Below are 22845 nucleotides of genomic sequence, written 5' to 3' on the forward strand. Positions count from 1 at the left end.
AGACCGCTTTTCGGGTTTCAGACGAACCCTTGTGGGATTGAAGCACCGACGATGTAACTGTCTCGGCGGCAACGCTCCCGTTTCAGACGAACCCTTGTGGGATTGAAGCACTCTCCGCGTCCGACTGCTCGACATCCCGACATCGGTTTCAGACGAACCCTTGTGGGATTGAAGCACCGCGAAATCGGCGTCAATCGTCACGTCCGGTAGGGTTTCAGACGAACCCTTGTGGGATTGAAGCCACTCTGCGAAGCCGTCGATGAAGTCCTCGAACTCCGTTTCAGACGAACCCTTGTGGGATTGAAGCTTTTCTACGAGGTCGGAAACGGACACTTCGACGTTGTTTCAGACGAACCCTTGTGGGATTGAAGCTCGAAGCCGCAGACGACGGCGCAGAGAGCGGTATCACGTTTCAGACGAACCCTTGTGGGATTGAAGCCGGCTCGACGACGATTACTTCGCGCTCGAAGCTCGTGTTTCAGACGAACCCTTGTGGGATTGAAGCGTCGCTCGCGGGATCGACATCATCGCGCTCAAGGCGATGGTTTCAGACGAACCCTTGTGGGATTGAAGTCTAGACGGCACTGTCTCGGAGGGTGTGTCAAATTCACTGACAATAGAATAAAAACGTCGGCAACCAAGATGGAGGCACGGACATGAGGCCCCTTGCCAAGTGATTTTCAGGAGAACCGCCCCGGATTGAAGCAAGTATTGACAAGGGAAACCTCATGACACCCATCAGCCGAAGCGACAAACTGGGTGAGCACAGACGGTTCTCAACCGCTCGCGCGCGCTCCAGAAGTTAGTCGTACGCGAGAAGTTTCGCGCCATCGTTCTATTCATGATAGACATTGTGATATTTTGGATTAGCTACAAGTACTGACAATGAGAAGTGTTTTTCGTGGCACACGATCACACAACTTTGAGAGGGGTGATATGAGGCGTGCGTATAGAATTAGCGCTCGATGCCGTTGCTGATGCGGCCTACGACCGGTCTTATTTCCATAAGGCACGCGGACGCATCTGGCGCGGCCTCGAGAACGACGACACGTTCTCGGAGACCCACGATTCGAACCACGGCGTCGGGTTTTCGTACTCTAATATCTTCCCTTGGGGACAGATAGAAGAGGGCGACCGGCGATACTTCCGCATCGCGTCGCCACGGCGTGGGCTGTTAGACACGCTCATCGCTCATTTCGGCCGCGAGCGTGCGTTCGAAATTGGGCAGATGCGGTTCACTATCGACGACATCACCGGTCACGCCCCGGACGTGGGTGAGGCCGGATCGACCGGTGTCCTCGAGACGGGAACCGGTGTCCACTGTGCACTTGGCCGTCAATTGGCCGAGGAGTACAACTTAGACACGTCGAAAATCGACGCCGGCGAATCAGAGACGGAACTCTTCTGGCGTCCGAAGCACGGCATGGAACCGTTACAGGACGCCATCCGGCGGTCGCTCCAACAGACACACGAGCTGTATGGAGACGACTACTACGACGGCCCGGGGGAGGTCGACGAACCGCTCTTCGACCGCATCGAGCCGATCAAAGACGACGTCGTCTATCCGGTTCGCTTCCAGCCCGCGACCGCGGTTGACCGCACCGTTCTGCTTTCGAAGTGGCGCTTCGGCTACCGCGTTCGAGACGAGACACACCGATACCACCTGAATCTCGCGCTCGATTCGGGGATTGGACAGCGACGCGAACACGGGTTTGGCTTCCTGAACCTCACCGACAAAACGCTTCCACGGGCGAGTGACTGATGACAGGTCCAGATATCGACGACTTCGAAAATGCACTCAATGCATTCTGGCACGGCCGCCCGCCGGCAAGCCTCGAAGACGTGATGGCACTCTACGGCGTGCTCGCCGTCGCCGAGAGTGGTGGCGAACTCTACGGGACAGACAGCAAACTCGAACCGTTCGTCGATGACGGTCGACTCGTCACGATTGACATCGACCTGACGGGGGAGACCCCGAATGTGAGCGACCCGAAGGTCGACACACTCCGTGTAGAAGACGTCTCCAAGCTCCGGTATGCTCACAAATCCTCCGGACGAGGAGCTAAATACAGCCTCACGCAAATCGGGTCGAAAAACGGTAACGACGCCGAGGGCGTGGCCAGCACGATTCTCGGACGCGTTCGTTCGTGGACGACTCAAGATAGTGTCCGTTCGGTCACGGGCGAAGACGGGCACCCAGACGGGTGGATTGTCGAGGAGCTCGCGGCGGTCTTCGAGAAAGGGTCAGACACGCTTGAGGCGCTCGAAGAGGCTATCAAAGCGCTCCTCCCACCAGACGAGTCGCTTCCAACCGTCATCACAGTCCGCCTCCGGCTCGATGCCGGCCGTCTGTCGCACGGTGAGGAGAGCGGCCCACGCTGGTTTTGGCCCGCAGAGCTGGACGTGTTAGAGGAGGCGATGAAGCGGTACGCGACCGCCAACGCCGCCGACAAGAACGTCGAATCCGGAGACGGCATCTCCGAAGGAGAGAGCGTCGGTCTCGTCACCGACCGCGTCGAACGCGTCGTCGGGACACCGGACAACCCGATCGGCGTGTTCTCGGTGAAACATCCGGACGCCCAGCCGGGGCTTCGACAGGATCAGTCCTGGCGGAACTACCCGGTGGGTGCCGACACCGCCATGCTGTTCAGCAAGGGACAGGACCTCGTCGAGACGTGTGTGTTACGCCGCGGCGGCGTCGAGACGTACGCGCTCCCGTACTTCGCTGGGGAACTGACGCCGCTCAAAGCGCAGTCGCTCTACGGAGCGATTCAATCGCTCGACCGCGAGAGCGACTACGACGACTCCGGTGGGTCACCACTGGCCCGCGTTACGTACGAACTCCGGGAATCAGACGATGAAACGCTACAGGAGCTCGCAAAGACGGAGCTTCGGTTCTACACGATTACGCTCCCCATTGGCGACGACAAGAACGTAATCGCAGAGGAACCCGCCGCACCCGTGTACTGGGTTTCTGAGCTCGCGGACGCGCTCGCCCAGACGGTTCACGGGCCGACCCTCAACCCCGAACGGGGTGGGTTCGCACCGTACGACAACTGGTCGTTGCTCGAACTCGCGACCGAAGACTTCGAAGAATCCCGGAAGTTCGGCTTCTATCGAATCGTGGGCCACCAGTTCACCGACTCGGCCTTCGCGTATCGCGGTGACGACGAAGATGACGACTTCCGACGGGTCGTCGACCACCGCTTGATCGCCGGTGTCCCGCTCGACGCGTCGATGTTGTTCGACGAGTACCTTCGGCGATACCACGACGAATCAGAGGGTGGTGACCTCCCACCGCACCAGATTGTTGCTCAGCAGTTGGTCCACCTCGAAACCCTCTCGAGAGCGGGCTTACTGAACGGACTGGATGTTCCAATCGAACCACCAACCATGACAACCGAAACTGAAACTGAAACTGACTTCGATACCACGAGTCTCCCGGCGATCCGAGAACACAGACTCGAATCGTTCCTCGACCGGCCCCTGTTCGAAGCCCCTGCACGGAGAGCGGCCGCACTCGCCGGCGTTCTCGTCGGGCAGGTGAGCTGGCACCAAGAGTCCGAACGAAACGTTGGTCGACCCCTTGACGCCCAGACAAAGGGCGACCAACTCACGAAGAACAGCCTCGAGAACGCACTCACCTCGGCACTCGAGAAAGCGAAGGTCTACGCACTCGACTCGGAGTACCGCTCTGATCGGGACATGCTGTTCCCGGAGACGGTCGATCGACTGCTCGAGACGACTGAGGACATGCCGAGTGCGTGGCCGATTGAGAAGCGTGAGCTCCAGTTCTGCTACGTGTTAGGCCACGCGCATGGGCGTCGGTCTATGCCGGTTGCCTTCGACCTCCACGAAAAAGAGGATGAAGACGACCAAGACACCGAAGAACCCGCTGAGAGCACCACGAACTAATCCAACACATAACCAAACCAATGACGACACTCAACCGATCCGAACTTCTGTTCGTTTACGACGCACAAGACTGCAACCCGAACGGGAACCCGATTGGGGACAACCGGCCGCGCCGGGACCCTGACACCGGACAGGGGATCATCACCGACGTTCGGCTCAAGCGCTATCTCCGAGACCAGCTCCAAGACGACGGCTTCGATATCTACGTCAAAAAGACCGAAGGACGGTCACACACGCGGACGAAACTCATCAAAGACGTCTTGGGCGGCGTCGACGACGCCGACGACCTCGAAGACCTCGGCGACGTTGCCGAAGCGTTCCTCGATGCGGCGACTGACGTTCGGTACTTCGGGTCGACGCTCAGCTTCGAGGCGAGCGATAAAGACGAAGACGAAGCGTTCCGTGATGCGCTCAACAGTTCGCTCCCGAACAACTACCAGGGACCGGTTCAGTTCCTGCCTTCGAAGTCGCTGAACGAGGTCGAAGAGAACGAGGAATACGACTCGCTAACGAGCGTCATCTCGACTGGGGAAGGGAATCGACAGGGCGGGTTCGACCTCGACGACAAGCGCATCAAATACGGGATTTTCCCTTTTTGGGGGCTCGTCGACAACAACGGTGCGGAGTCGACGAACCTGTCGCAGGCAGACGTCGAACGACTCGACACGCTCTGTTGGCGCGCGCTCAAGAATCAGACGACCTCGCGCTCGAAGCTCGGCCAAGAGCCGCGGCTCTACGTCCGCGTCGAGTACGAGGAGGGGAACTACCACGTCGGAGGCCTCCAGAACCTCCTCGAACTCGGTGACGACAGTAGCGAATCGTTGCGGTCGGTGAAGGACGTCGTCGTCGACGTTACCGAACTCGTCGAGACCCTAGAGCGCGTGGCAGATCGGATCGACACGCTCCACGTGGTTGGAGATGGCCGTCTGGAACTCGACATCGGTGACGAAACGATCCGTGCCGACGAATTCTGGTCGCATCTCTCCGAGGCGGGACACGACGTCCACGAGATAGACGTGCTCAACGAACGCGACCTCGCCTAACGAGGCGACAATGTCACCGCATATCGACGCCAACGGCGTGCCGATCGACTGCCTCTCGTTTACCGTCCGGTCTACGTGGGGTCATTTCAAGCGCGTTGGCCGAAGCGTCACCAAGCAGACGTACCGAATCCCACCGCGGACCACCGTCGCAGGTATGCTTGCCGCGATAGTTGGTGCAGACCGCGACTCCTACTACGACGTCTTCGGGGCCGACAATTCGGCGATTGCGATCACGCCGCTGAGTGACCTCCGAACGGTGAACATCCCGACGACTGGACTGGGGACCGACCCCAAACAGGACGTCACCGAAACTGCGGGGAGTTGGCGGACGTACAAGCTCACCTACCAGAATACGACGGGGGATCGACAGCTCCACTCGTACGAGGTTCTCGCGGACCCAGCGTATCGGATTGACGTCGCTCTCGAAAACGAGGAGTTCTACGACTCCCTCCGAGAGCACCTCGTGAATGGCACGTCGATTTACCCGCCGAGTTTGGGTAAGTCGGAGTACTTAGCGGTTATCGAGGACGTCGAAGTCGACCGCGAGCCCGAGGTGCAAGACATCGACGAGACGCTCGATATCGACTCGGTCGTACCGATATCTCTCTCTGAGGCGGTCCCTCAGGGAAAGGTAACCTACGGTGTCGAGCGGTCGCCGGCTGTCATGGTGCGCGAATCGGGAGGTCGCCGGACGACCCGATTCGATGACTACGTCTACGCACAGCAAGCCTCGAATCCGGTCCGTATCGGCGAACAAACCGACGTTGCGCCGGTTCAGGTTGGCGACCGGACCGTCGTCTTCCGCTAACCGAACACCCTCCGTATTTTCAGCATGACGTACCCACTCATATCGCATCCCGAAGCGAACGACGGCGAGCGGACGTACCCTGACGAACAGCTCACAGACGACGGGTCACTCCGGCTCACGGCGCACAACACGGTCGTAAGCGAGTACGCAACGCGCCTCTTTCGGGGACCGGAAACACAGCGGCGATTTCTCTGTGTCGCGGCGTCACTCCACGACTTCGGGAAGGCGACACCGCAGTTTCAGGCGTATGTGAGAGACGAGTACGAGGGGCCCGAAAAAGAGAAGAATCACGCACGATTGGGCGCGCTCGCGACGTGGTTCGTACTCGACCAACGTGACGCACCAGCGCGAGATAAGCTGGCGGCGACGTTAGCGGTCGCTCGACACCACCAAGCACTCCCGGATGCGGCACAGTACACTGCCGAATCACTCGCGGACGCATTCGAGACGTCGAACTCCGTCCTCACCGCTCAACTCGAGGCGATTAGCGAGCGGTGGCCACAGAAAGCGACCGAGTTACTCCAGCGAAGTGGGGAGACGGACAGCACGTGGGACGAGTTCAGAACGTGGGTGCAGTCGGGAACGGTGGTCGGGGAGCTACACGAGGTGAGCGCGCGCCGAGAGCTGACGGGGCCCAAGGCGACTTCGGACAAACTGCCTCGAAAGCTGTACGACCGGACCCTCCACTACTGGGCGGCGATTACGCTCGCCGACAAGAGCCACGCGATGGCAGTTCCCGAATCACACGTCTTCGATGTGGAGACGTTGGACCGAGAGACGCTCGAAGAGTACATTAGTGGCCTGCGGGCGGAGCCGCCGGACGACGAGCTCGAACGGGCATTGAATGACGAGCGAGAGCGTGCTCGGCGACAAGCAATCGACGGGGTCCACGAGTGGCTTGGAGGGGATGCCCAGACACCACCAATTGCGACGCTCACGCTCCCGACGGGTCTCGGGAAGACGTTTACTGGACTGTCAGCCGCATTCGAAGCGCGCGGGATACTCGAATCAGACGGCGGGCCGACTCGTCCAATCGTGTACGCCCTGCCGTATACGAGTATTATCGAACAGACGCGCTCGATTTTCGAGAGACCCGAGCTCTGGGGTGCCGACCCGACGAAGTCCGCATTGACCGTCCACCACTATCTGAGCGAGACAGTCGTCTATCGCAACGAACGAGAGTCCGAGGACGTCGCATCAACAGACCAAGAAGAACACGCCAGTTTCCTCGGAGAAGCCTGGCGTGACGGGACGGTTCTGACGACGTTCGTACAGCTCTTCGAAAGTCTTGTGGGTCCGTCGAATCGGCAGGGGTTGAAGCTCTCGGCACTTGACGACGGACTAGTGATTCTCGACGAGCCGCAGGCACTCCCCAAGGAGTGGTGGGACGGAATTACGAGGCTCATAGAACTGCTGACCACCGAGTATCAGACGCGTGTGATCGCAATGACCGCCACCCAACCAACGCTCCTCCGAGACGTCGAAACCACGTCGCTCCTCGACGTGGGGAGAGAACACGACAAGACAGGGTGTCTCCGATGCGAAGTCGGGCCAGACTATCCCGTCCGACTGGAACCGGCGCGAAAAGAGACGTACTTCGAAAACGCAGAGCGAGTTCGCTACCGGATAGACGAGTCTGCACTCTCGTTCCACCTTTCGGCGGACGAGCGGTATCTGAGCCACGAGACGGCGGCGGCGCGAGTCGTAGCGGCAACCGCGGCTGGCGAAGGCGGTTCGACACTTGCTATCTGCAACACAATCAACAGCTCGGCGACACTTACACAGGAGCTGTGCGGCCATGATGGAGTGACACATCTCGGAGAAGCGATCGACTCCGTACTGGGGGCAAACGACGTCGATGCGACCAAGCAAGAAAACAACGTCTCAGCAATCGTAGACGCGATACTTCGCAGGTCGGGGCTTCGGGGGGTTGATGGGGAACTATCAGTTCCGGCTGGCACCGATATCGTCGTTGCAACGCTCAATTCGAGATACCGGCCGTTCGACCGGCGGCTCCTCATCGAGATCGCCGATACGCTCTCTGGAAGTGAGATTCCGTTCGTACTGATATCGACGCAAGCCATCGAAGCGGGCGTCGACCTCAGCTTCAAGCGGGTATTCAGGGACATCGCGCCATTGGACAGCATCGTCCAAGCAGGAGGGCGGTGCAATCGGTCGTACGAGTGGGGGCGGAACGGGGGGCAGGTAGTCGTCTGGACGCTTGCCGACCCGGACGAAGAGAACCCCGGAGACCCAACAAAATCACCGCCCGCCCACTGGGTGTACGAGCGTGGTTCGAGTGATGCAGGAATCCAAACTCACCTCCAACTCATTTCGTCGATTCTGGCACAGTTCGAGGATGAGGAAGTACCAGACGCAGAGATATCACATCACGCTGTGAACGAGTACTTCGACGCACTTCGTGAAAAATCGCTCTCATCGACGAAGATTCGAACGCTCATCGATGACGCGAAGGCTGGAAAGCTCGCACGCGAATCGCTCATTGGAGGGTACCAAACGGTCGACGTACTAGTTGCAACGACGCAAGCCGAACGAAAGCGGCTGAATGAGCTGACCGAGTTGTTCACGTCGGACGATCCAACGGACAGGTCGACAGGGTACAAGAAGTTAGAACAGGCGGCGGGAATCCGGGTGAGTCTACCGCTGAATTCCATCGAACAACTCCCGGACGTGAGCCGTGTCGATGGGAAAGAACGGAACGAAGACGGGGTCCAAGTGTTCCGCTATACTGGCACCGAAAGCCTCGAGTACGATCTGCAGACGGGGGGTCTCCGAGGAAAAGAAGACACAGTCGCAGGGCGGTTCACAACGTTCTGAGCGATTACTGTTGGTGGGGGAGAATTCCTCACCACATCGAGTCACGAAGCCCTCCTCGTCGTGGGTGGGGAAGTGCCCCTGCAGAACGATGGCCTTCCTCGGCCGGTCCACAGCAGAGAAACGAATATTAATTGACGTGATAACATCAGTCATGTCAATGATTTACTCACTGGCTAAGCAGGGTGCGAGATGAGTTCAACTGACGTCGTCGAAGAATACGTCCAAGACGAACGTGATCCGAGCAGGTCCCCAAACGTACCGATTACGGGCCTCATGGTGCAGTACTACCACGTCTGCAAACGAGAGCTCTGGTTTATGGCAAACGGCATCGATATCGACCGCGAGACAACGAACATTCAACGGGGGACACACGTCGACGAGACGAGCTATGGGACGTCCCGGCGGTCGTTTATGATCGATAATCGGATTCAGTTAGATATCTTGGATTCGGGAGACGTGATGGAGGTGAAGGTCTCTTCAGCCTTGGAAAAGCCCGCGAGGATGCAGTTGCTCTTCTACCTTTGGTACCTTCGAGAGATACACGATATCGACAAAGACGGCGTCTTAGCGTATCCAACCGAGCGAAAACGAGAATCAGTCGTACTTGATGAGACGACGACTGCAGAGGTCGAATCGACAGTTCGCGGAGTACTAGACGTGGTGGGCAGGGACTCCCCACCACAACTGGAGAAAAAACCGTACTGTGGCACCTGTCTGTACCAAGACCTCTGTTGGATGTGACCCATGACAAAAGCAAATCACCATATCTTCGCTGACGGCGAACTGTCCCGGAAGGAAGGAACGCTACGTATCGATACGCTCGAAGGGGAGACGAAGTACCTCCCAGTAGAGTCGATCGATGCGCTCTATCTCCACGGACAGATTTCGTTCAATACGCGCGCACTCGGACTCCTGAACAAGCATGGAGTACCCGTTCACATCTTCGGCTGGAAAGACTACTATCGAGGGTCGTACCTTCCAAAGCGAAGTCAGCTCTCGGGGAACACTGTCGTTGAACAAGTTCGCGCATACGATAATACGGAGCGACGCCTCCGTATCGGTCACCGAATCATCGAAGCGAGTATCCACAACATGCGAGCAAACCTCCAGTATTACTCCGGTCGGCGTGGAGACTTCGACTCCGTGGTTGAGACGCTCCGAGAGTTGAAAACTGCAGTTTCAGACACACAGCGTATCGACGAGCTTCGAGCGGTCGAAGGAGACGCGAGAAAACGATATTACGACTGCTTCGATTCGATTCTAGAAGCGCCGTTTAGGTTGGCGAAACGAGAGTACAACCCACCGAGTAACGAAACGAATGCACTCATCTCGTTTCTGAACGGGATGGTGTACACGAGCTGTGTGTCTGCGATTCGAAAAACGGCACTCGACCCCACGGTCGGGTTCGTTCACGAGCCGGGCGAGCGACGATTTACACTCTCACTCGACATTGCGGACATCTTTAAACCGATTCTCGCGGACCGGCTCGTATTCCGACTCGTGAACCGAAAGCAGATTACGACCGACGACTTCGAAACAGAGCTTGCCGGCTGTCTACTTACTGAACAGGGACGGTTGACAGTACTCGAAGAGTTCGAGCGGTCGCTTGACCAGACGGTGCAACATCCACGTCTGAAGCGAAAAGTGAGCTTCAAGACGCTCATTCAGACGGACGTGTACAGTCTGAAGAAACATCTCCTGACCGGCGAGCCGTATCACGCGACGGAGAAGTGGTGGTGAAATGCAAGTTATCGTCGTCTACGACGTGCCCGCCAAGAGGACTCGCATCTACCGTAAGTTGCTCCGCCGACGTTTGGAACATCTCCAGTATTCGGTCTTCTTCGGTGAGCTCACAGCAGGCCAAGTTACTGCGATGAAAAATGAAATCGAATCCGAACTCGAACCGACGGATTCGATTGTCGTCTTCGAATTCGACAACCCTCATGCGTTCGACCACACGACGTTCGGGGATGCGGACGAACCGGGGAGTCGGTTTACCTGAACTAAGGCACCACCTTGACAAGCGAACGGCGTCAACCGTGAGCGAGTCGGACGAGCGCGTTCGTCCGATCCAGTTCTCGAAACACAGATACATCATTTCCGTCGACCCCCCGGGGGGTACAGGGGAATTGAGGGTCGACGGAAACGTTGATGTGAGTTCGCTATGTACAGCCGTCTACCCCCGTGAATTCGGACGGGTTTCAGACGAACCCTTGTGGGTTTGAAGCTCGGGGTGGACGTTCTGCCGGGCATAGGCAATATATTGGTTTCAGACGAACCCTTGTGGGTTTGAAGCGAGCGGAGTCGATGGAAGCCGAGACGGAACAACTGTGTTTCAGACGAACCCTTGTGGGTTTGAAGCTCGGTGGTGTCGCGTATCGAATCACACGTCTGTGGTTTCAGACGAACCCTTGTGGGTTTGAAGCCGCTGGCGTCCGAGTAATTACGCCTGCCCCGAGTGCGGTTTCAGACGAACCCTTGTGGGTTTGAAGCAGCACCTCCGTGGGAGTTGTCGATTCTATCGAAGCGGTTTCAGACGAACCCTTGTGGGTTTGAAGCTGCTAGTCGGACCGAGGGAGGAAGCCTCTCGGATCGTTTCAGACGAACCCTTGTGGGTTTGAAGCGACAACGTTCGCCACCCCGAGACGGGTAACTTCACAGGTTTCAGACGAACCCTTGTGGGTTTGAAGCTGTGGGGAACAAGCAATAGAGGACTTTGAAGGATGGTTTCAGACGAACCCTTGTGGGTTTGAAGCCGTCCGGCGACCCGAATATGTCCGTCCCCGTGCGGGTTTCAGACGAACCCTTGTGGGTTTGAAGCGGCGACAACGACGGCAACCTCGAAGTCTGCGCCGCCTGTTTCAGACGAACCCTTGTGGGGTTGAAGCGGCACCTACGACCGCCGCTACAACGACGACCCGCGTTTCAGGCGAACCTGTGTGGGATTAAATCGAAAACTCGTCGGGACGAAAACACCCGAAAGAAACAGACTCGGGCGCTACGCCGCCTCGGCGTACATCGCCACCAGCTCGTCCGCGTTCGACTGCCACGAGTAGCGCTCTTCGATGGCCGAGCGGTTCGTCCGACCCATGCGGACGGCTTCCGCGGGGTCGGAGACGAGTCGGGCGAGCGCCCGCGCCAGTTCCTCGGCGTCGCCGGGTGCGACGAGAATCCCGCGGTCGTCGGTGATGACCTCGGGGATACTGCCGACGGGGGTGGTCACGATGGCGTTTCCGCCGGCCATGCCTTCGAGCATGGCGATGGGAAGCCCCTCGGCGTAGGTCGGGAGGACGAACACGGTGCCGCGGCTGAGGAGGTCGCGCTTGTCTTCCTCGGAGAGGAAGCCGAGGTACGAGACGTTGTCGTGGGCGGCGGCGACCGCCTCGGCGCGGTCGGCGTGGGGGCCGCGGCCGCCGATGCTCACTTCGAAGTCGAGCCCCGGCGTCGATTCGAGTCTCTCGACGGCGTCGAGGAACTCGCGGATGCCCTTGCGGTCGATGAGGTTCGAGACGAAGACGAGGTGGACGGGGTCGGTCGGGTACGTCGGGTCGTACTCCGCGGGTTCGACGGCGTTGGCCATGACGTGGACCTTCTCCTCGCCGGCGAGTCGGGAGACGAGGCCGCGCCAGTACTCCGAGAGGACGACCACGTCGTCGACGGCGTCGAAGACGAGCGACTGGAGTCGGCGGACGACCCGCGAGTCGGTGGCGAGGAAGTCGTCGAACGACGAGCCGTGGATGTGGAAGACGACGGGGACGCCCCAGACGTACTTCGAAAACAGGGCGAAGAACGCCGCGCGGTAGAACGAGTAGGTGTGCGACGAGTGGACGTGGACGATGTCCGGGCGTCGCTGGAAGGGAAACAGAGCGACCGCAATGAGCGACGAGAGGAGCATTCGCGCGGCGAGTTCGAGTCCCTCGCCCTTCGGCGCGGTGTAGCGCGTGTAGACGCGCACGTCCATCCGGTCTTCGAGGTAGCGGCGCTGTTCGGTGATGTATCGGTCGATGCCGCCGGTGCCTTTCGGGCCGACGATGAGGAGTGTTTGCTTGGGCTTCATGGGTTGGTTCTGCGGGTCGTGGTCGGTGAATCGCGAATCCGACTCCGAGTCACGGGACGCGTCGAGGCGGGCGCGAGCGCGCGCCGGTCGATACGCGAAAATTGGAGGGTTCGACGGTTAGTTATGGGTCGATTGACCGTCTTCGGGGGAGAGGGGAGTGCCGAGCGGCATCGACTACGCCGGCACGGTGTGTCGCGTCAGCGAGTCGACCCTCTCGACGGAGCCGTAGTTCAGCGCCACCTGGACGATGACGTCGGTGAGGTTGACTTTGTCCGCGAGGAACGCGTCGCGCTTGTCGGCCCAGCGGGCCTTCGCGCCGTCGTCGGTGAGGAGTTCCTCGGCGCGGGCCATCACGTCGTCGAACGACTTGAGGTTGGAGATGAGCCCCTGCCGTTCGAGTTCGACGAAGTTGCCCATGTCGTCGTCGCCGACGAAGGAGTTCGACCGGATGGCGGGCGTCCCGAGGAGCGCCGCCTCGGTCACCATGGTCTGGGTGTCGGCGACGAGCAGGCTCGCCTCGGCGAGCACGTCGTGGACGAGCGCGGGGTGGAAGTCGAACGGGCGGGTGTCGAGGTCGCCGTCGCGGCGCTCCTCGCTCTCGTCGAGGACGAAGACGGTCGCGCGCTCGCCCAGCAGCTCGATGAGTTCGCGGCGGCGCTCGGGCGTGAAGCCGCCGTGGCCAACGTCGTGGTGCGAGCCGAACGCGTTGAACCGGACGACGACGAACGTCTCGTCGGGGTCGAGGCCGAGTTCGGCCCGGATATCGACCGAGGGCTCGTACACGTCGGGGTGGAGATACGCCGTCTCTTTGAACCCGCGGAACTGGTAGTGGTTGTCCGCGAGGTCCTTCCCGAAAGTGTGTGGCGTCAGAATCGCCTTGGCGAACGGTCGGGAGACGACGTGGTCCAGCGAGGTCGGCTCGGAGTCGAGGAGGAGAATCACGGGCGTCCGCGAGACGGCCCCGGCGTGGGCCGCGTAGCCGCCCATTCCGAAGATGAGGTCGGGCTTGAACCGCCGCACGGCCCGGAAGATGTTGACGTAGTGGAACGGGAGCGACTTGAAAAGCGAGTACTTCGTCGTCCCGCAGGAGCCGTAAATCTCGTGCGGGAGGTCGTAGTAGTCGAGCAAGTCCTTGGTACAGCCGTAGTCGCGGCCGAGGACGAGCACGTCGTGACCCATCGCCTGAAGCTCTCTGACGCCGTACTTGTAGAGGTGAACGTGCGCGGGCGTGTTGGTGAAGAACAGGTATCGCATACTCTCTGGCAGTTTCACGCGCCCCGCGGGAGTAGTTATACGGCGTCTACCCGCCGCGGTCGGTCGGAGAGACGCCGGGTCGCCGCCGCGACGACCGACCCGGGGCCGTTACGGTCGCCATAACAAAATCCGGACGAGCACTCGGGTTCCCTGACCGGGCGCTCGCGCGCCGTTTCGCCCGTTCGCGTCGACGCAGACAGGCAGTCCGCACCCCCGACGCGGACGGCATCCCCGCCCTCCAAACCGACCGCGACGCGCCCCACAAGCCAAATGTTTCAGACGCCTATTCCGACGCTCACCCCGCGACGACGAACCGCCGACGCCAACGCGACGACCCGGAGCGACCGCTGATGTTCCCGTGGGAACACGCCGCCGTCGGCTACATCCTCGTCTCGCTGTGGGCGCGGGTGACCGGCCGGCGACTCGACGGCTGGGCCGCGCTGGCGGTGCTCGTCGGAACGCAGTTCCCCGACCTCGTCGACAAGCCGCTGGCGTGGTCGTTCGGCGTCCTCCCGAGCGGTATCTCGATGGCGCACTCGATTCTCGTCTCGGTGCCGGTCTCGATAGTCGTCGTCGCCGTCGCGCGGCGCTACGGGGCGGCGACGGTCGGCGTCGCGTTCGCACTCGGCTATCTCTCGCACATCCCCGCGGACCTGCTGTTCAACGGCTTTTTCTTCGGGAACTACGACGTGATTCGGGCGTTCCTCTGGCCGCTGTCCCACGGGAGCGAGTCGTCGATGGGCGGCTTCTTCGCCCAGACGTGGTTCTACCTGCGCCGGTTCGTCGTGTTCCTCCGCCGGCCCGAGGCGTGGATTCTGGTCGCGTTCGAACTCGCGTTGCTCGGGAGCGCCGTCTGGCTCTGGCTCGGCGACGGCGCGCCCGGCGTGGGGCTTCTCAAGCGCTCTGTGACCGGAATCCGCCGCGGCGTTACGAAGTGACTGCGACCGGAAACCGGGCGGCAATCACTCCATAACAAAGCCCTCACCGAGACTGAATTTCGCTAAGGCAGGCAGACTCCCCGCCGACATGATATGAGATTCCAGATTTTCCAGTCGATTCGGCCGACCGCCGAGTCGACACAGACGGCCGACGGAGCGCGACCGACGCGAGGTGGACGCCGATGAGCGCCGAGGTGGGCGTCGAATCCCACGTCGACGACGGCGTCACCATCGGCTACGGCGACGGCGACGATCCGGTCATCGGTGACCGGGCGCGAATCCGCGCCGGCACCATCGTCTACGACGACGTGATCATCGGCGACGACTTCGTCACGGGCCACAACGTCCTCGTCCGCGAGCACACGACCATCGGTGACGGGGTCCTCCTCGGGACCGAGACGGTCGTCGACGGCACCACGACCATCGGGTCGCGCGTGAGCATCCAGACGAACGTCTACATCCCCACCAACACCCGAATCGGCGACGACGTGTTCGTCGGTCCGGGCGTGGTGATGACGAACGACCCCTATCCGGTCCGCACCGACGCGGAGCTGGTCGGCCCGAGAATCGAGAACCACGCCTCAATCGGCGCGAACGCGACGCTCCTCCCCGGCGTGACCGTCGGCGAGGGCGCGTTCGTCGCCGCCGGCGCGCTCGTCGTGAACGACGTGCCGCCGCGCACCCTCGCCGTGGGCGTCCCCGCCGTCCACCGCGACCTGCCGGAACAACTGCGGGGAGAAAACAGGGTACGACGATGAGTGCAGACCACATCTCAATCGCCGCGCCCCAGCTCGGCGCGGCGGAACGGGACCGAATCGCGGCCGTCCTCGAAAGCGGCATGATAGCCGACGGCCCCGAGGTCAGGGGCTTCGAACGGGAGTTCGCCGACTACTGCGAAGCCGACCACGGCGTCGCCACCTCCAACGGGACGACGGCGCTCCACGCCGCGCTCCACGCGCTCGGCGTCGGCCCCGGCGACCGCGTCCTGACGACGCCCTTCACGTTCATCGCCACGGCCAACGCCGTCGCCTTCGCGGGCGCTGAAGTGGGTTTCGTCGACATCGACCCGCGAACGTACAACATCGACCCCGACGCGCTCGAAGCGCGGCTCCGGGCCGGCGAGCGGGTGGACGCAGTCATCGCAGTCCACCTCTACGGCCTCCCGGCGGACATGACGCGGCTCGCGGAGCTCGCAGCGGAGTACGACTTCCTGCTCGTCGAGGACGCCGCGCAGGCTCACGGCGCGGCAGTCGAGGGACGACGCGTCGGCTCCTTCGGCGACGCCGCGTGCTTCTCGTTCTACCCGACGAAGAACATGACCACGAGCGAGGGCGGCATGATTACGACAAACCGCGCCGACGTCGCCGAGCGCGCCGCCCGGTTCGTGGACCACGGCCGCGTCTCCGGCTACGAACACGCCGAGGTCGGCCACAACTTCCGCATGACGAGCATCGCCGCGGCCATCGGCCGGGTCCAACTCGAACGTCTCCCCGAGTTCACTCGCGCGAGACAGGCCAACGCCGCCGCGCTCACGGAGTACCTCGAAGACTCGCCGGTCACGACGCCTCACACGCCGCCGGGCCGGACTCACGTCTTCCACCAGTACACCGTCGCCTGCGACGGTATCGAGCGCGACGCCCTCAAGTCGTACCTCGACGCGAAGGGCATCGCCACGGGCGTCTACTACCCGAAGCCCGTCCACAAGCAGCCCGCCTACGAACACCTCGCGGTGTCGGCTCCGGTCGCGGAAGAAGCCGCGACACGGGTTCTCTCGTTGCCGGTCCACCCCGGACTCAGCGAGGCCGACGTGGAGCGCGTCGGGACTGCGGTCGCCAACTACGCGGAGGTGGCGAGGTGAGCCGAGACCCCGCCGGACTCCGCGCCGACGGCGGCCGAGAGCGCCCGGTCCGCGCGGGCGTCGTCGGCGTCGGGTCGATGGGAACCAACCACGCGCGGGTCTACGCGGAGCTTCGCGGCGTCGAACTGGTCGGCGTCGCCGACGCGGACGCGGACCGCGCCGCCGAGGTCGCCGCCGACTTCGGCACCGACGCGTACGGCATCGAGGAGTTGCTCGACCGCGTGGACGTGGTAACGGTCGCAGTGCCGACGCCCTATCACGCGTCGGTCGCCCGGCAGTGCATCGACGCCGGCGTCCACGCGCTCGTCGAGAAACCCTTCGTCGACGACCTCGGCGTCGGCGCGGAGTTGGCCGCGCTCGCGGAGGACCGCGGCGTCGTGCTCCAGGTCGGCCACATCGAGCGGTTCAATCCGGTCGTCCGCGCCCTCCCCGACCTCCTCGACGGCGTCGAACCCATCGCCATCACCGCGAACCGGCTCGGCCCGCCGCTGAACCGCGAGATGGGCGACGGCGTCGTCATGGACCTCATGATTCACGACATCGACGTGGTGCTCTCGCTGGTCGATGCCGAGGTCGACCGCGTCGCCGCGACCGCCACGCCCGACGAGCAGTACGCGACGGCGCAGGTGACGTTCGACAACGGCGTCATCGCCTCGCTCACGGCGAGTCGGCTCACCCAGCAGAAGACGCGGACCCTCGACATCACCGCGCGCGACCGGCTCATCCGGGTGGACTACCTGAACCAGTCGGTCCAGATTTTCCGCCAGTCGCGCCCGGATTACCTCCGGGACAACGGGGGCGTCCGCTACCGCCACGAAGTGGTGATGGAACAGCCGATGATTTCCACCGGCGAGCCGCTGAAACGCGAGTTACAGGCGTTCGTCGACGCCGCGACCGACGGCGGCCCCGTCCTCGTCTCGCCGGCCGACGGCCTGCGCGCTATCGACCTCGCCCGGCGAATCGAGGCCGACGCCGAATCGACGGTTCGGAGCGTCGAGACCGCGGAGACTGCGGAAAATGCAGAGACCGCGGAAGCCACGGAAAACGCTGAGACTACGGAACCCTCGGAGGGTCGACGATGAGCCGCGAGCACCCCGGACTGTACGGCTCCGACCGCTCGCCCGACGAACAGACGCGGGCCCTGCGCGCCGGCGAGGTCCCCGTCGCGGTGTACGGCCTGGGGAAGATGGGCCTCCCGCTGGCGGCCGTCTACGCCCGCGCGACGGGCAACGTCACCGGCGTCGACATCAGCGAGGACGTGGTTGGCGGCGTCAACGACGGCGAGTGCCACGTGGCGAAGGAGCCGGGACTGCCCGAGTTAGTCGCCGAGCAGGCCGAACGCGGCGCGCTCCGGGCGACCACCGACGGCGTCGCCGCGGCCGAGGGAGCCGCGGTGCACGTCATCATCGTCCCGACGCCGCTGACCGACGACCGCGAACCCGACCTCGCGGCGTTCGAAGCCGTCCTCGACAGCATCGCGCGGGGGCTCGCGCCCGGCGACCTCGTCGTCGTCGAGTGTACCGTCCCGCCGGGGACGAGCAAAGACCTCGTAATTCCGCACCTCGCGGACCGAAGCGGCCTCTCGGCCGGCGAGTTCGGCGTGGCGTTCTGCCCCGAGCGGACCTCGTCTGGCCGGGCGCTCCGCGACATCACCGAGTCGCACCCGAAAATCGTCGGCGGGGTCGACGCCGAGAGCACCCGCGTGGCGGCGCTCGTCTACGGCGAGATAACCGCGAACGAGGTGATTCCCGTGCGCGACGCGACGACCGCGGAGGCCGTGAAGCTGTTCGAGGGCGTCTACCGCGACGTGAACATCGCGCTCGCGAACGAACTCGCGCGGCTCCGCGACGACCTCGGCATCGACGTGACCGAGGCCATCGACGCGGCCAATACCCAGCCGTACTGCGACATCCACGCGCCCGGCCCGGGCGTCGGCGGCCACTGCATCCCGTGGTACCCGTACTTCATCACGAGCCGAGTGGCGGCCGAGACGCCGCTGCTCCTGACCGCCCGCGAGGTCAACGACAGCATGCCGGCGTTCACCGCCGACAAGCTCCGCGACGAACTGGCCGCGGCGGGCCGAGAGATACGGGGCGCGACCGTCGCCATCCTCGGCGTCACCTACCGCCCGGGCGTCGCCGAGACCCGCGCGACCCCCGCCGCGGGCGTCATCGACCGACTGAACGACCTCGGCGCGACCGTCCTCGCGGTCGACCCGATGCTCTCGGACGAAGTCGTCGCGTCCTTCGGCGCGACCCCCGTCTCGCTCTCCGACCTCCCGAACCGCGCCATCGACGCGGCCGTGGTCGTCACGCCGCACGAGGAGTTCGACGGCATCGACTGGGCCGCCTTCGACGACCTCGTCGTCGTCGACGGCCGCGGCACCCTCGGTGACATCGGCCACCGCGTGTACGAAATCGGCGGCGGACCGCGGGGCGAGTCGTCCGAGACCGAGGCCGGCCCCGAGATTGCGGCCGACTCGTCGCACGGAGGGCCGGGCCGATGAGCCGTCTCAAGGTGCTCTCGGTCGTCGGCGCGCGCCCGCAGTTCATCAAGGCGTTCCCCGTCTCCGACGCGCTCAGACGCGACCACGACGAGGTGCTCGTCCACACCGGCCAGCACTACGACGAGTCGATGTCGGGCGTGTTCTTCGACGAACTCGCCATCCCCGAGCCGGACTACAACCTCGGGGTCGGCTCGGGCGGCCACGCCGCCCAGACCGCCGAGATGATGACCCGGCTGGACGGCGTCGTCGCCGACGAAGCCCCCGACGTGGTGCTCGTCTACGGCGACACCAACTCGACGCTCGCGGCGGCGCTCGTGGCCGCGAAGCGCGACCCCGCTCTGGCGCACGTCGAGGCCGGCCTGCGGAGCCACAACTGGGCGATGCCCGAGGAGGTCAACCGCGTGCTCACCGACCACTGCTCGGACCTGCTGTTCGCGCCCTCCGAGTCGGCCGCCGAGACGCTGGCGGCCGAGGGCATCCGAAACGGCGTCTCCGTGACCGGCGACGTGCAGTACGACGCCGTCCTCCGGGTCCGCGAGGCCGCCCGCGAGCGGTCGTCGATACTCGACGACCTCGACCTCCGAGACGGCGAGTACGTCCTCGCGACGGTCCACCGCGCCGCCAACACCGACGACCGCGACCGCCTCGGAGGCATCGTGGAGGGGCTGGCGTCGTCGGAACTCCCGGTCGTCTTCCCGGTCCACCCGCGGACCGAAGGGGCGCTCGAAGCCAGCGGCCTCTGGTCGCGGCTCGCAGACGCCGAGAACGTCGTCCTCGTGGAGCCGGTCGGCTACCTCGATTTCGTCCGCCTGCTCGACGGCGCGGAGCGCGTCGCCACCGACTCCGGCGGCGTCCAGAAGGAGGCGTTCTACCTCGACACCCGGTGTCTCACGCTCCGCGACGAGACCGAGTGGACAGAGACCGTCGACGCCGGCTGGAACGTCCTCGTCGGCGCGGACGCGGCCGCGATTCGGGCGGCGCTGGCCGACGACGACCCACTTCCCGAAAAGCCCTCGCTGTACGGCGACGGGAGCGCCGCCGAGCGAATCGTCGCCGCGCTCTCGGAGTACGGGGATGCGTGAGAAGACGGGAGATGCGGACGCGCGAGATGGCCCCGGCTACACCGCCTCGGAACCGAGCGGGCCCGGCGAACCCGGCTCCGGTCCCGGCTTCGCGGTCTGTCTGACTCACGACGTGGACCGCCCGTACAAGACGTATCAGGGGCTGTACTACGCGGCGAAGTCGAACCCCGGCTACCACCTCCGGACGCTCCTCCGGCGGGAGAACCCCTACTGGCAGTTCGAGGATATCATGGCGCTCGAACGCGACCTCGGCGTCCGCTCGTCGTTCTACTTCCTCAATGAGCCGAGCCTCCTCGAAACGGGGTCGCTGTCGGACTGGCTCGAACCGAAAAACTGGGTCGAACACCTCGGCCGGTACGACCTCGATTCGGCGTCGATAGCCGACGCCGTCCGCGACCTCGACGGGGGGGGCTGGGAGGTCGGCATCCACGGCTCGTTCCGGTCGTGCGACGACTTCGACCGCCTCCGAACCGAAACGCGCGAACTCGAAGCGATACTCGGCCACGAACTCGTCGGCGGCCGCCAGCACCACCTCAAACTCGGGCCGAACACGTGGCGCTACCACCGCGAACTCGGCCTGAAGTACGACGCCAGCCCCGGGTCGAGTTCGGAACACGGCTTCCAACACGGTTACCGGCCGTTCAGACCCTTCGACGACGACTTCGTCGTCTTCCCGCTGACGCTGATGGAGGTGTCGCTTCCCGACCCCGGGTCGGCGTTCGACGAGGCGTGGGCCGAATGCGAGCGCCTGTTGGACGAAGCCGAGGCGAACGACGCCGTGATGACGGTGCTGTGGCACCCGCGGTACTTCAACGAGGACGAGTTCCCCGGCTACCGCCGGCTCTACCGCCGCATCGTCGAACGGGCGCTCGACCGCGGCGCGTGGGTCGGCCCCGTCGCGGACTACTACCGCGAGTTCCTCGCCGAGCGCGATTCCAGCGACTCCGACGATGCCGGCGACGATTCGGACGGGAGGGCGACCGACAACGCGACCACCGACAACGCGACCGCCGGCGGTTCGAACTACTCTCTCTCTCCCGGTAGAATCCGGCATCGTCGGTCGGTATCGGCCCCATAACAAAGCCACGAGCGGGCTTCCTCTCGGACAGCCAACACCCTTCAGAGAGGCTATTCTGCACCATGAAACAACCAACGCAGTATCACCGCGACGGCGACGACGCGGCCGACACGGAGCGACTCCAGCGGTACGTCGAGGTGCTCGACGACGTGCTCGACTACGCCCGCGACCGCGACTACAAGGGCTGGGACTACGGCGACGGCATGAGCAGCAGGCTCCTGCTTTCGGTCCCCATCGACAACCGCTGGTTCAACCTCGCGGTCCAGGAGTTCATCAAGCGCTCGCCCGTCAACGTCCGCCCGCTGTTTCTCGTGGAGCAACGCCGGAACTTCAAAGGCATCACGCTGTTCGCCATGGCGAACCGGACCCGCGCCCAGTTGGCCGAGCGGTTCGACGGCGACCGCCCGGCGGAGACGTACCGCGACGACGCGGCATCGCTGACGGAGTGGCTCGTCGAGAACCAGGCCAGGGGGTACAGCGGCTTCGCCGGCAGTCACCGCCACGTCATCCAGCACATCTCCGGTCGCAACGGCCCGCGGTCGGGGATTCCGCACTCACCGAACATCGTCTCGACGGCCTACGGCGTCAAGGCGCTCCTCGCGGGCCGGGAGTTCGACCCCGACTACCCGGACATCGCCAAAACCGCCGTGGACGTGCTGCTCGACGACCTCAACTACCGGCCGAAAGACGACGGCGCGGTCATGGACTACTACCTCTCGCACCCGAAGGACAGCTACACGCTCAACGCGCTGGCCATCGGGGCGCGGTTGTTCGTCGAGCTGTACGACCACTTCGGCGACGAGGAACTGCTCGAACGCGCCGAGAAGGTGTACGACTTCGTCGCGTCGAAGCAGACCGACCGCGGCGGGTGGTACTACCGCGAGCCCGCGAGCGCCTCGCACCTCTCGATGGATAACCACCACAACGGCTTCATTGTCGAGTGCTTCCAGCGCTACGAACAGGTCGTCGGCAGCGGACGGTACGACGAGACGCTCGCTCGCGGCCTCGACTTCTACGCCCGCGAACTGTTCGACGAGGACGGCGCGCCCAACTTCGACGAGGAGCATCCCTACCCGCGGGACATTCACGCGACGGCGCAGGGCATCCTCGTGTTCGCCTACGCCGGCCAGTACGACCGCGCCGAGCGCGCCATCGACTGGGCGCTCGCGAACATGTACGTCCCGTCCGAGGGCCGGTTCTACTTCCGCAAACACCGCTTTTACACCAAGCGCATGACGCTCATGCGGTGGTGTCAGGCGTGGATGGCCTACGCCATCGCCGAGTACGTCGCCACCAGAATCTCCGGGGAACCGACGCACGGCTACGGCATCGACGCCGACGGTATCGAGCGCCTACGGGCGGCGGCAGAGACCCCCTGACGGCGTGTAGGCCGGCGCGAACGCCGGCTAGTCGCTTCATAACAAATCTCCGTCCTCCCGTCACAGTAGTTCGAGAATGTCTTTTCGAA

At 63.3% G+C, this 22845-nt stretch carries 18 protein-coding genes and 2 CRISPR repeat arrays (1 of these 20 running past the window's edge); of the genes, 16 read left to right on the plus strand and 2 right to left on the minus strand.

What is annotated here, in order from left to right:
- A CRISPR array of direct repeats spans window positions 1-574; the repeat unit is 30 nt; unit sequence GTTTCAGACGAACCCTTGTGGGATTGAAGC; it begins 2036 nt to the left of the window's first position.
- Window positions 575-943: 369 nt separating this feature from the next.
- The 8 genes from cas6 (at window position 944) to cas2 (ending at window position 10606) form a co-directional block, all read left to right on the plus strand.
- Window positions 944-1762, plus strand: a complete 819-nt coding sequence (gene cas6, locus HVO_RS02755) for a CRISPR-associated endoribonuclease Cas6 (RefSeq protein WP_013035014.1) — start codon at window positions 944-946, stop codon at window positions 1760-1762.
- Window positions 1762-3915, plus strand: a complete 2154-nt coding sequence (gene cas8b, locus HVO_RS02760; RefSeq protein WP_013035033.1) for a type I-B CRISPR-associated protein Cas8b/Csh1 — start codon at window positions 1762-1764, stop codon at window positions 3913-3915. The genes cas6 and cas8b overlap by 1 nt, the downstream gene beginning before the upstream one ends.
- A 20-nt stretch (window positions 3916-3935) precedes the next feature.
- On the plus strand, window positions 3936-4958 hold the full coding sequence (gene cas7b, locus HVO_RS02765) for a type I-B CRISPR-associated protein Cas7/Csh2 (protein WP_004043127.1): 1023 nt from the start codon (window positions 3936-3938) through the stop codon (window positions 4956-4958).
- 10 nt (window positions 4959-4968) lie between these two features.
- Window positions 4969-5766 carry a type I-B CRISPR-associated protein Cas5b gene (gene cas5b, locus HVO_RS02770; protein WP_013035118.1) on the plus strand — a complete coding sequence of 266 codons (798 nt, stop codon included), beginning with the start codon at window positions 4969-4971 and terminating at the stop codon, window positions 5764-5766.
- Window positions 5767-5790: 24 nt separating this feature from the next.
- The gene (locus HVO_RS02775) at window positions 5791-8604 is read left to right on the plus strand and encodes a CRISPR-associated endonuclease Cas3'' (RefSeq protein ID WP_004043129.1); all 2814 of its coding nucleotides are present in this window, start codon (window positions 5791-5793) and stop codon (window positions 8602-8604) included.
- Window positions 8605-8793: 189 nt separating this feature from the next.
- Entirely contained in the window at window positions 8794-9345 is a 552-nt protein-coding gene (cas4, locus tag HVO_RS02780) for a CRISPR-associated protein Cas4 (protein ID WP_013035187.1), read from the plus strand.
- A 3-nt stretch (window positions 9346-9348) separates the two neighbouring features.
- Window positions 9349-10344 (plus strand): type I-B CRISPR-associated endonuclease Cas1b, encoded by a 996-nt coding sequence (gene cas1b / locus HVO_RS02785; protein WP_013035043.1) that lies wholly within the window; start codon window positions 9349-9351, stop codon window positions 10342-10344.
- Between the two features lies 1 nt (window position 10345).
- Window positions 10346-10606, plus strand: a complete 261-nt coding sequence (gene cas2, locus HVO_RS02790) for a CRISPR-associated endonuclease Cas2 (protein WP_004043133.1) — start codon at window positions 10346-10348, stop codon at window positions 10604-10606.
- Between the two features lie 196 nt (window positions 10607-10802).
- Window positions 10803-11556: direct repeats of the CRISPR family, unit length 30 nt; unit sequence GTTTCAGACGAACCCTTGTGGGTTTGAAGC.
- 46 nt (window positions 11557-11602) lie between these two features.
- Here the strand turns inward: cas2 and HVO_RS02795 are convergent.
- Together HVO_RS02795 and HVO_RS02800 are read right to left on the minus strand one after the other, a co-directional pair.
- Window positions 11603-12661, minus strand: coding sequence for a glycosyltransferase family 4 protein (locus HVO_RS02795; RefSeq protein ID WP_004043134.1), 1059 nt, complete (start codon window positions 12659-12661; stop codon window positions 11603-11605).
- A gap of 174 nt (window positions 12662-12835) precedes the next feature.
- Window positions 12836-13915, minus strand: a complete 1080-nt coding sequence (locus HVO_RS02800) for a DUF354 domain-containing protein (protein WP_004043135.1) — start codon at window positions 13913-13915, stop codon at window positions 12836-12838.
- A gap of 350 nt (window positions 13916-14265) precedes the next feature.
- Between HVO_RS02800 and HVO_RS02805 the strand changes: the two genes are divergently transcribed.
- The 8 genes from HVO_RS02805 (at window position 14266) to HVO_RS02840 (ending at window position 22756) form a co-directional block, all read left to right on the plus strand.
- Window positions 14266-14853, plus strand: coding sequence for a metal-dependent hydrolase (locus tag HVO_RS02805; protein WP_004043136.1), 588 nt, complete (start codon window positions 14266-14268; stop codon window positions 14851-14853).
- Between the two features lie 182 nt (window positions 14854-15035).
- On the plus strand, window positions 15036-15611 hold the full coding sequence (locus HVO_RS02810; RefSeq protein ID WP_004043137.1) for an acyltransferase: 576 nt from the start codon (window positions 15036-15038) through the stop codon (window positions 15609-15611).
- On the plus strand, window positions 15608-16711 hold the full coding sequence (locus tag HVO_RS02815; protein WP_004043138.1) for a DegT/DnrJ/EryC1/StrS family aminotransferase: 1104 nt from the start codon (window positions 15608-15610) through the stop codon (window positions 16709-16711). Before HVO_RS02810 ends, HVO_RS02815 begins: the two co-directional genes overlap by 4 nt.
- Window positions 16708-17793 carry a Gfo/Idh/MocA family protein gene (locus HVO_RS02820; protein ID WP_004043139.1) on the plus strand — a complete coding sequence of 362 codons (1086 nt, stop codon included), beginning with the start codon at window positions 16708-16710 and terminating at the stop codon, window positions 17791-17793. Before HVO_RS02815 ends, HVO_RS02820 begins: the two co-directional genes overlap by 4 nt.
- On the plus strand, window positions 17790-19217 hold the full coding sequence (locus HVO_RS02825) for a nucleotide sugar dehydrogenase (RefSeq protein ID WP_004043140.1): 1428 nt from the start codon (window positions 17790-17792) through the stop codon (window positions 19215-19217). Before HVO_RS02820 ends, HVO_RS02825 begins: the two co-directional genes overlap by 4 nt.
- Entirely contained in the window at window positions 19214-20299 is a 1086-nt protein-coding gene (gene wecB / locus HVO_RS02830) for a non-hydrolyzing UDP-N-acetylglucosamine 2-epimerase (protein ID WP_004043141.1), read from the plus strand. Before HVO_RS02825 ends, wecB begins: the two co-directional genes overlap by 4 nt.
- The gene (locus tag HVO_RS02835; RefSeq protein WP_004043142.1) at window positions 20292-21377 is read left to right on the plus strand and encodes a polysaccharide deacetylase family protein; all 1086 of its coding nucleotides are present in this window, start codon (window positions 20292-20294) and stop codon (window positions 21375-21377) included. The genes wecB and HVO_RS02835 overlap by 8 nt, the downstream gene beginning before the upstream one ends.
- Window positions 21378-21439: 62 nt before the next feature.
- On the plus strand, window positions 21440-22756 hold the full coding sequence (locus HVO_RS02840; protein WP_004043143.1) for a prenyltransferase/squalene oxidase repeat-containing protein: 1317 nt from the start codon (window positions 21440-21442) through the stop codon (window positions 22754-22756).
- Window positions 22757-22845: the final 89 nt, after the last annotated feature.

The organism is Haloferax volcanii DS2, from assembly GCF_000025685.1.
GTDB classification, from domain to species: domain Archaea; phylum Halobacteriota; class Halobacteria; order Halobacteriales; family Haloferacaceae; genus Haloferax; species Haloferax volcanii.

Bases quoted from the DNA above. Each gene is read 5' to 3' on its own strand.
- cas5b (WP_013035118.1), top strand. From the start codon at position 4,969: ATGTCACCGCATATCGACGCCAACGGCGTGCCGATCGACTGCCTCTCG.
- HVO_RS02835 (WP_004043142.1), top strand. From the start codon at position 20,292: ATGCGTGAGAAGACGGGAGATGCGGACGCGCGAGATGGCCCCGGCTAC.
- cas2 (WP_004043133.1), top strand. From the start codon at position 10,346: ATGCAAGTTATCGTCGTCTACGACGTGCCCGCCAAGAGGACTCGCATC.
- HVO_RS02810 (WP_004043137.1), top strand. From the start codon at position 15,036: ATGAGCGCCGAGGTGGGCGTCGAATCCCACGTCGACGACGGCGTCACC.
- cas8b (WP_013035033.1), top strand. From the start codon at position 1,762: ATGACAGGTCCAGATATCGACGACTTCGAAAATGCACTCAATGCATTC.
- cas1b (WP_013035043.1), top strand. From the start codon at position 9,349: ATGACAAAAGCAAATCACCATATCTTCGCTGACGGCGAACTGTCCCGG.
- HVO_RS02795 (WP_004043134.1), bottom strand. From the start codon at position 12,661: ATGAAGCCCAAGCAAACACTCCTCATCGTCGGCCCGAAAGGCACCGGC.
- HVO_RS02775 (WP_004043129.1), top strand. From the start codon at position 5,791: ATGACGTACCCACTCATATCGCATCCCGAAGCGAACGACGGCGAGCGG.
- HVO_RS02825 (WP_004043140.1), top strand. From the start codon at position 17,790: ATGAGCCGCGAGCACCCCGGACTGTACGGCTCCGACCGCTCGCCCGAC.
- HVO_RS02805 (WP_004043136.1), top strand. From the start codon at position 14,266: ATGTTCCCGTGGGAACACGCCGCCGTCGGCTACATCCTCGTCTCGCTG.
- wecB (WP_004043141.1), top strand. From the start codon at position 19,214: ATGAGCCGTCTCAAGGTGCTCTCGGTCGTCGGCGCGCGCCCGCAGTTC.
- cas7b (WP_004043127.1), top strand. From the start codon at position 3,936: ATGACGACACTCAACCGATCCGAACTTCTGTTCGTTTACGACGCACAA.
- HVO_RS02800 (WP_004043135.1), bottom strand. From the start codon at position 13,915: ATGCGATACCTGTTCTTCACCAACACGCCCGCGCACGTTCACCTCTAC.
- cas4 (WP_013035187.1), top strand. From the start codon at position 8,794: ATGAGTTCAACTGACGTCGTCGAAGAATACGTCCAAGACGAACGTGAT.
- HVO_RS02815 (WP_004043138.1), top strand. From the start codon at position 15,608: ATGAGTGCAGACCACATCTCAATCGCCGCGCCCCAGCTCGGCGCGGCG.
- HVO_RS02840 (WP_004043143.1), top strand. From the start codon at position 21,440: ATGAAACAACCAACGCAGTATCACCGCGACGGCGACGACGCGGCCGAC.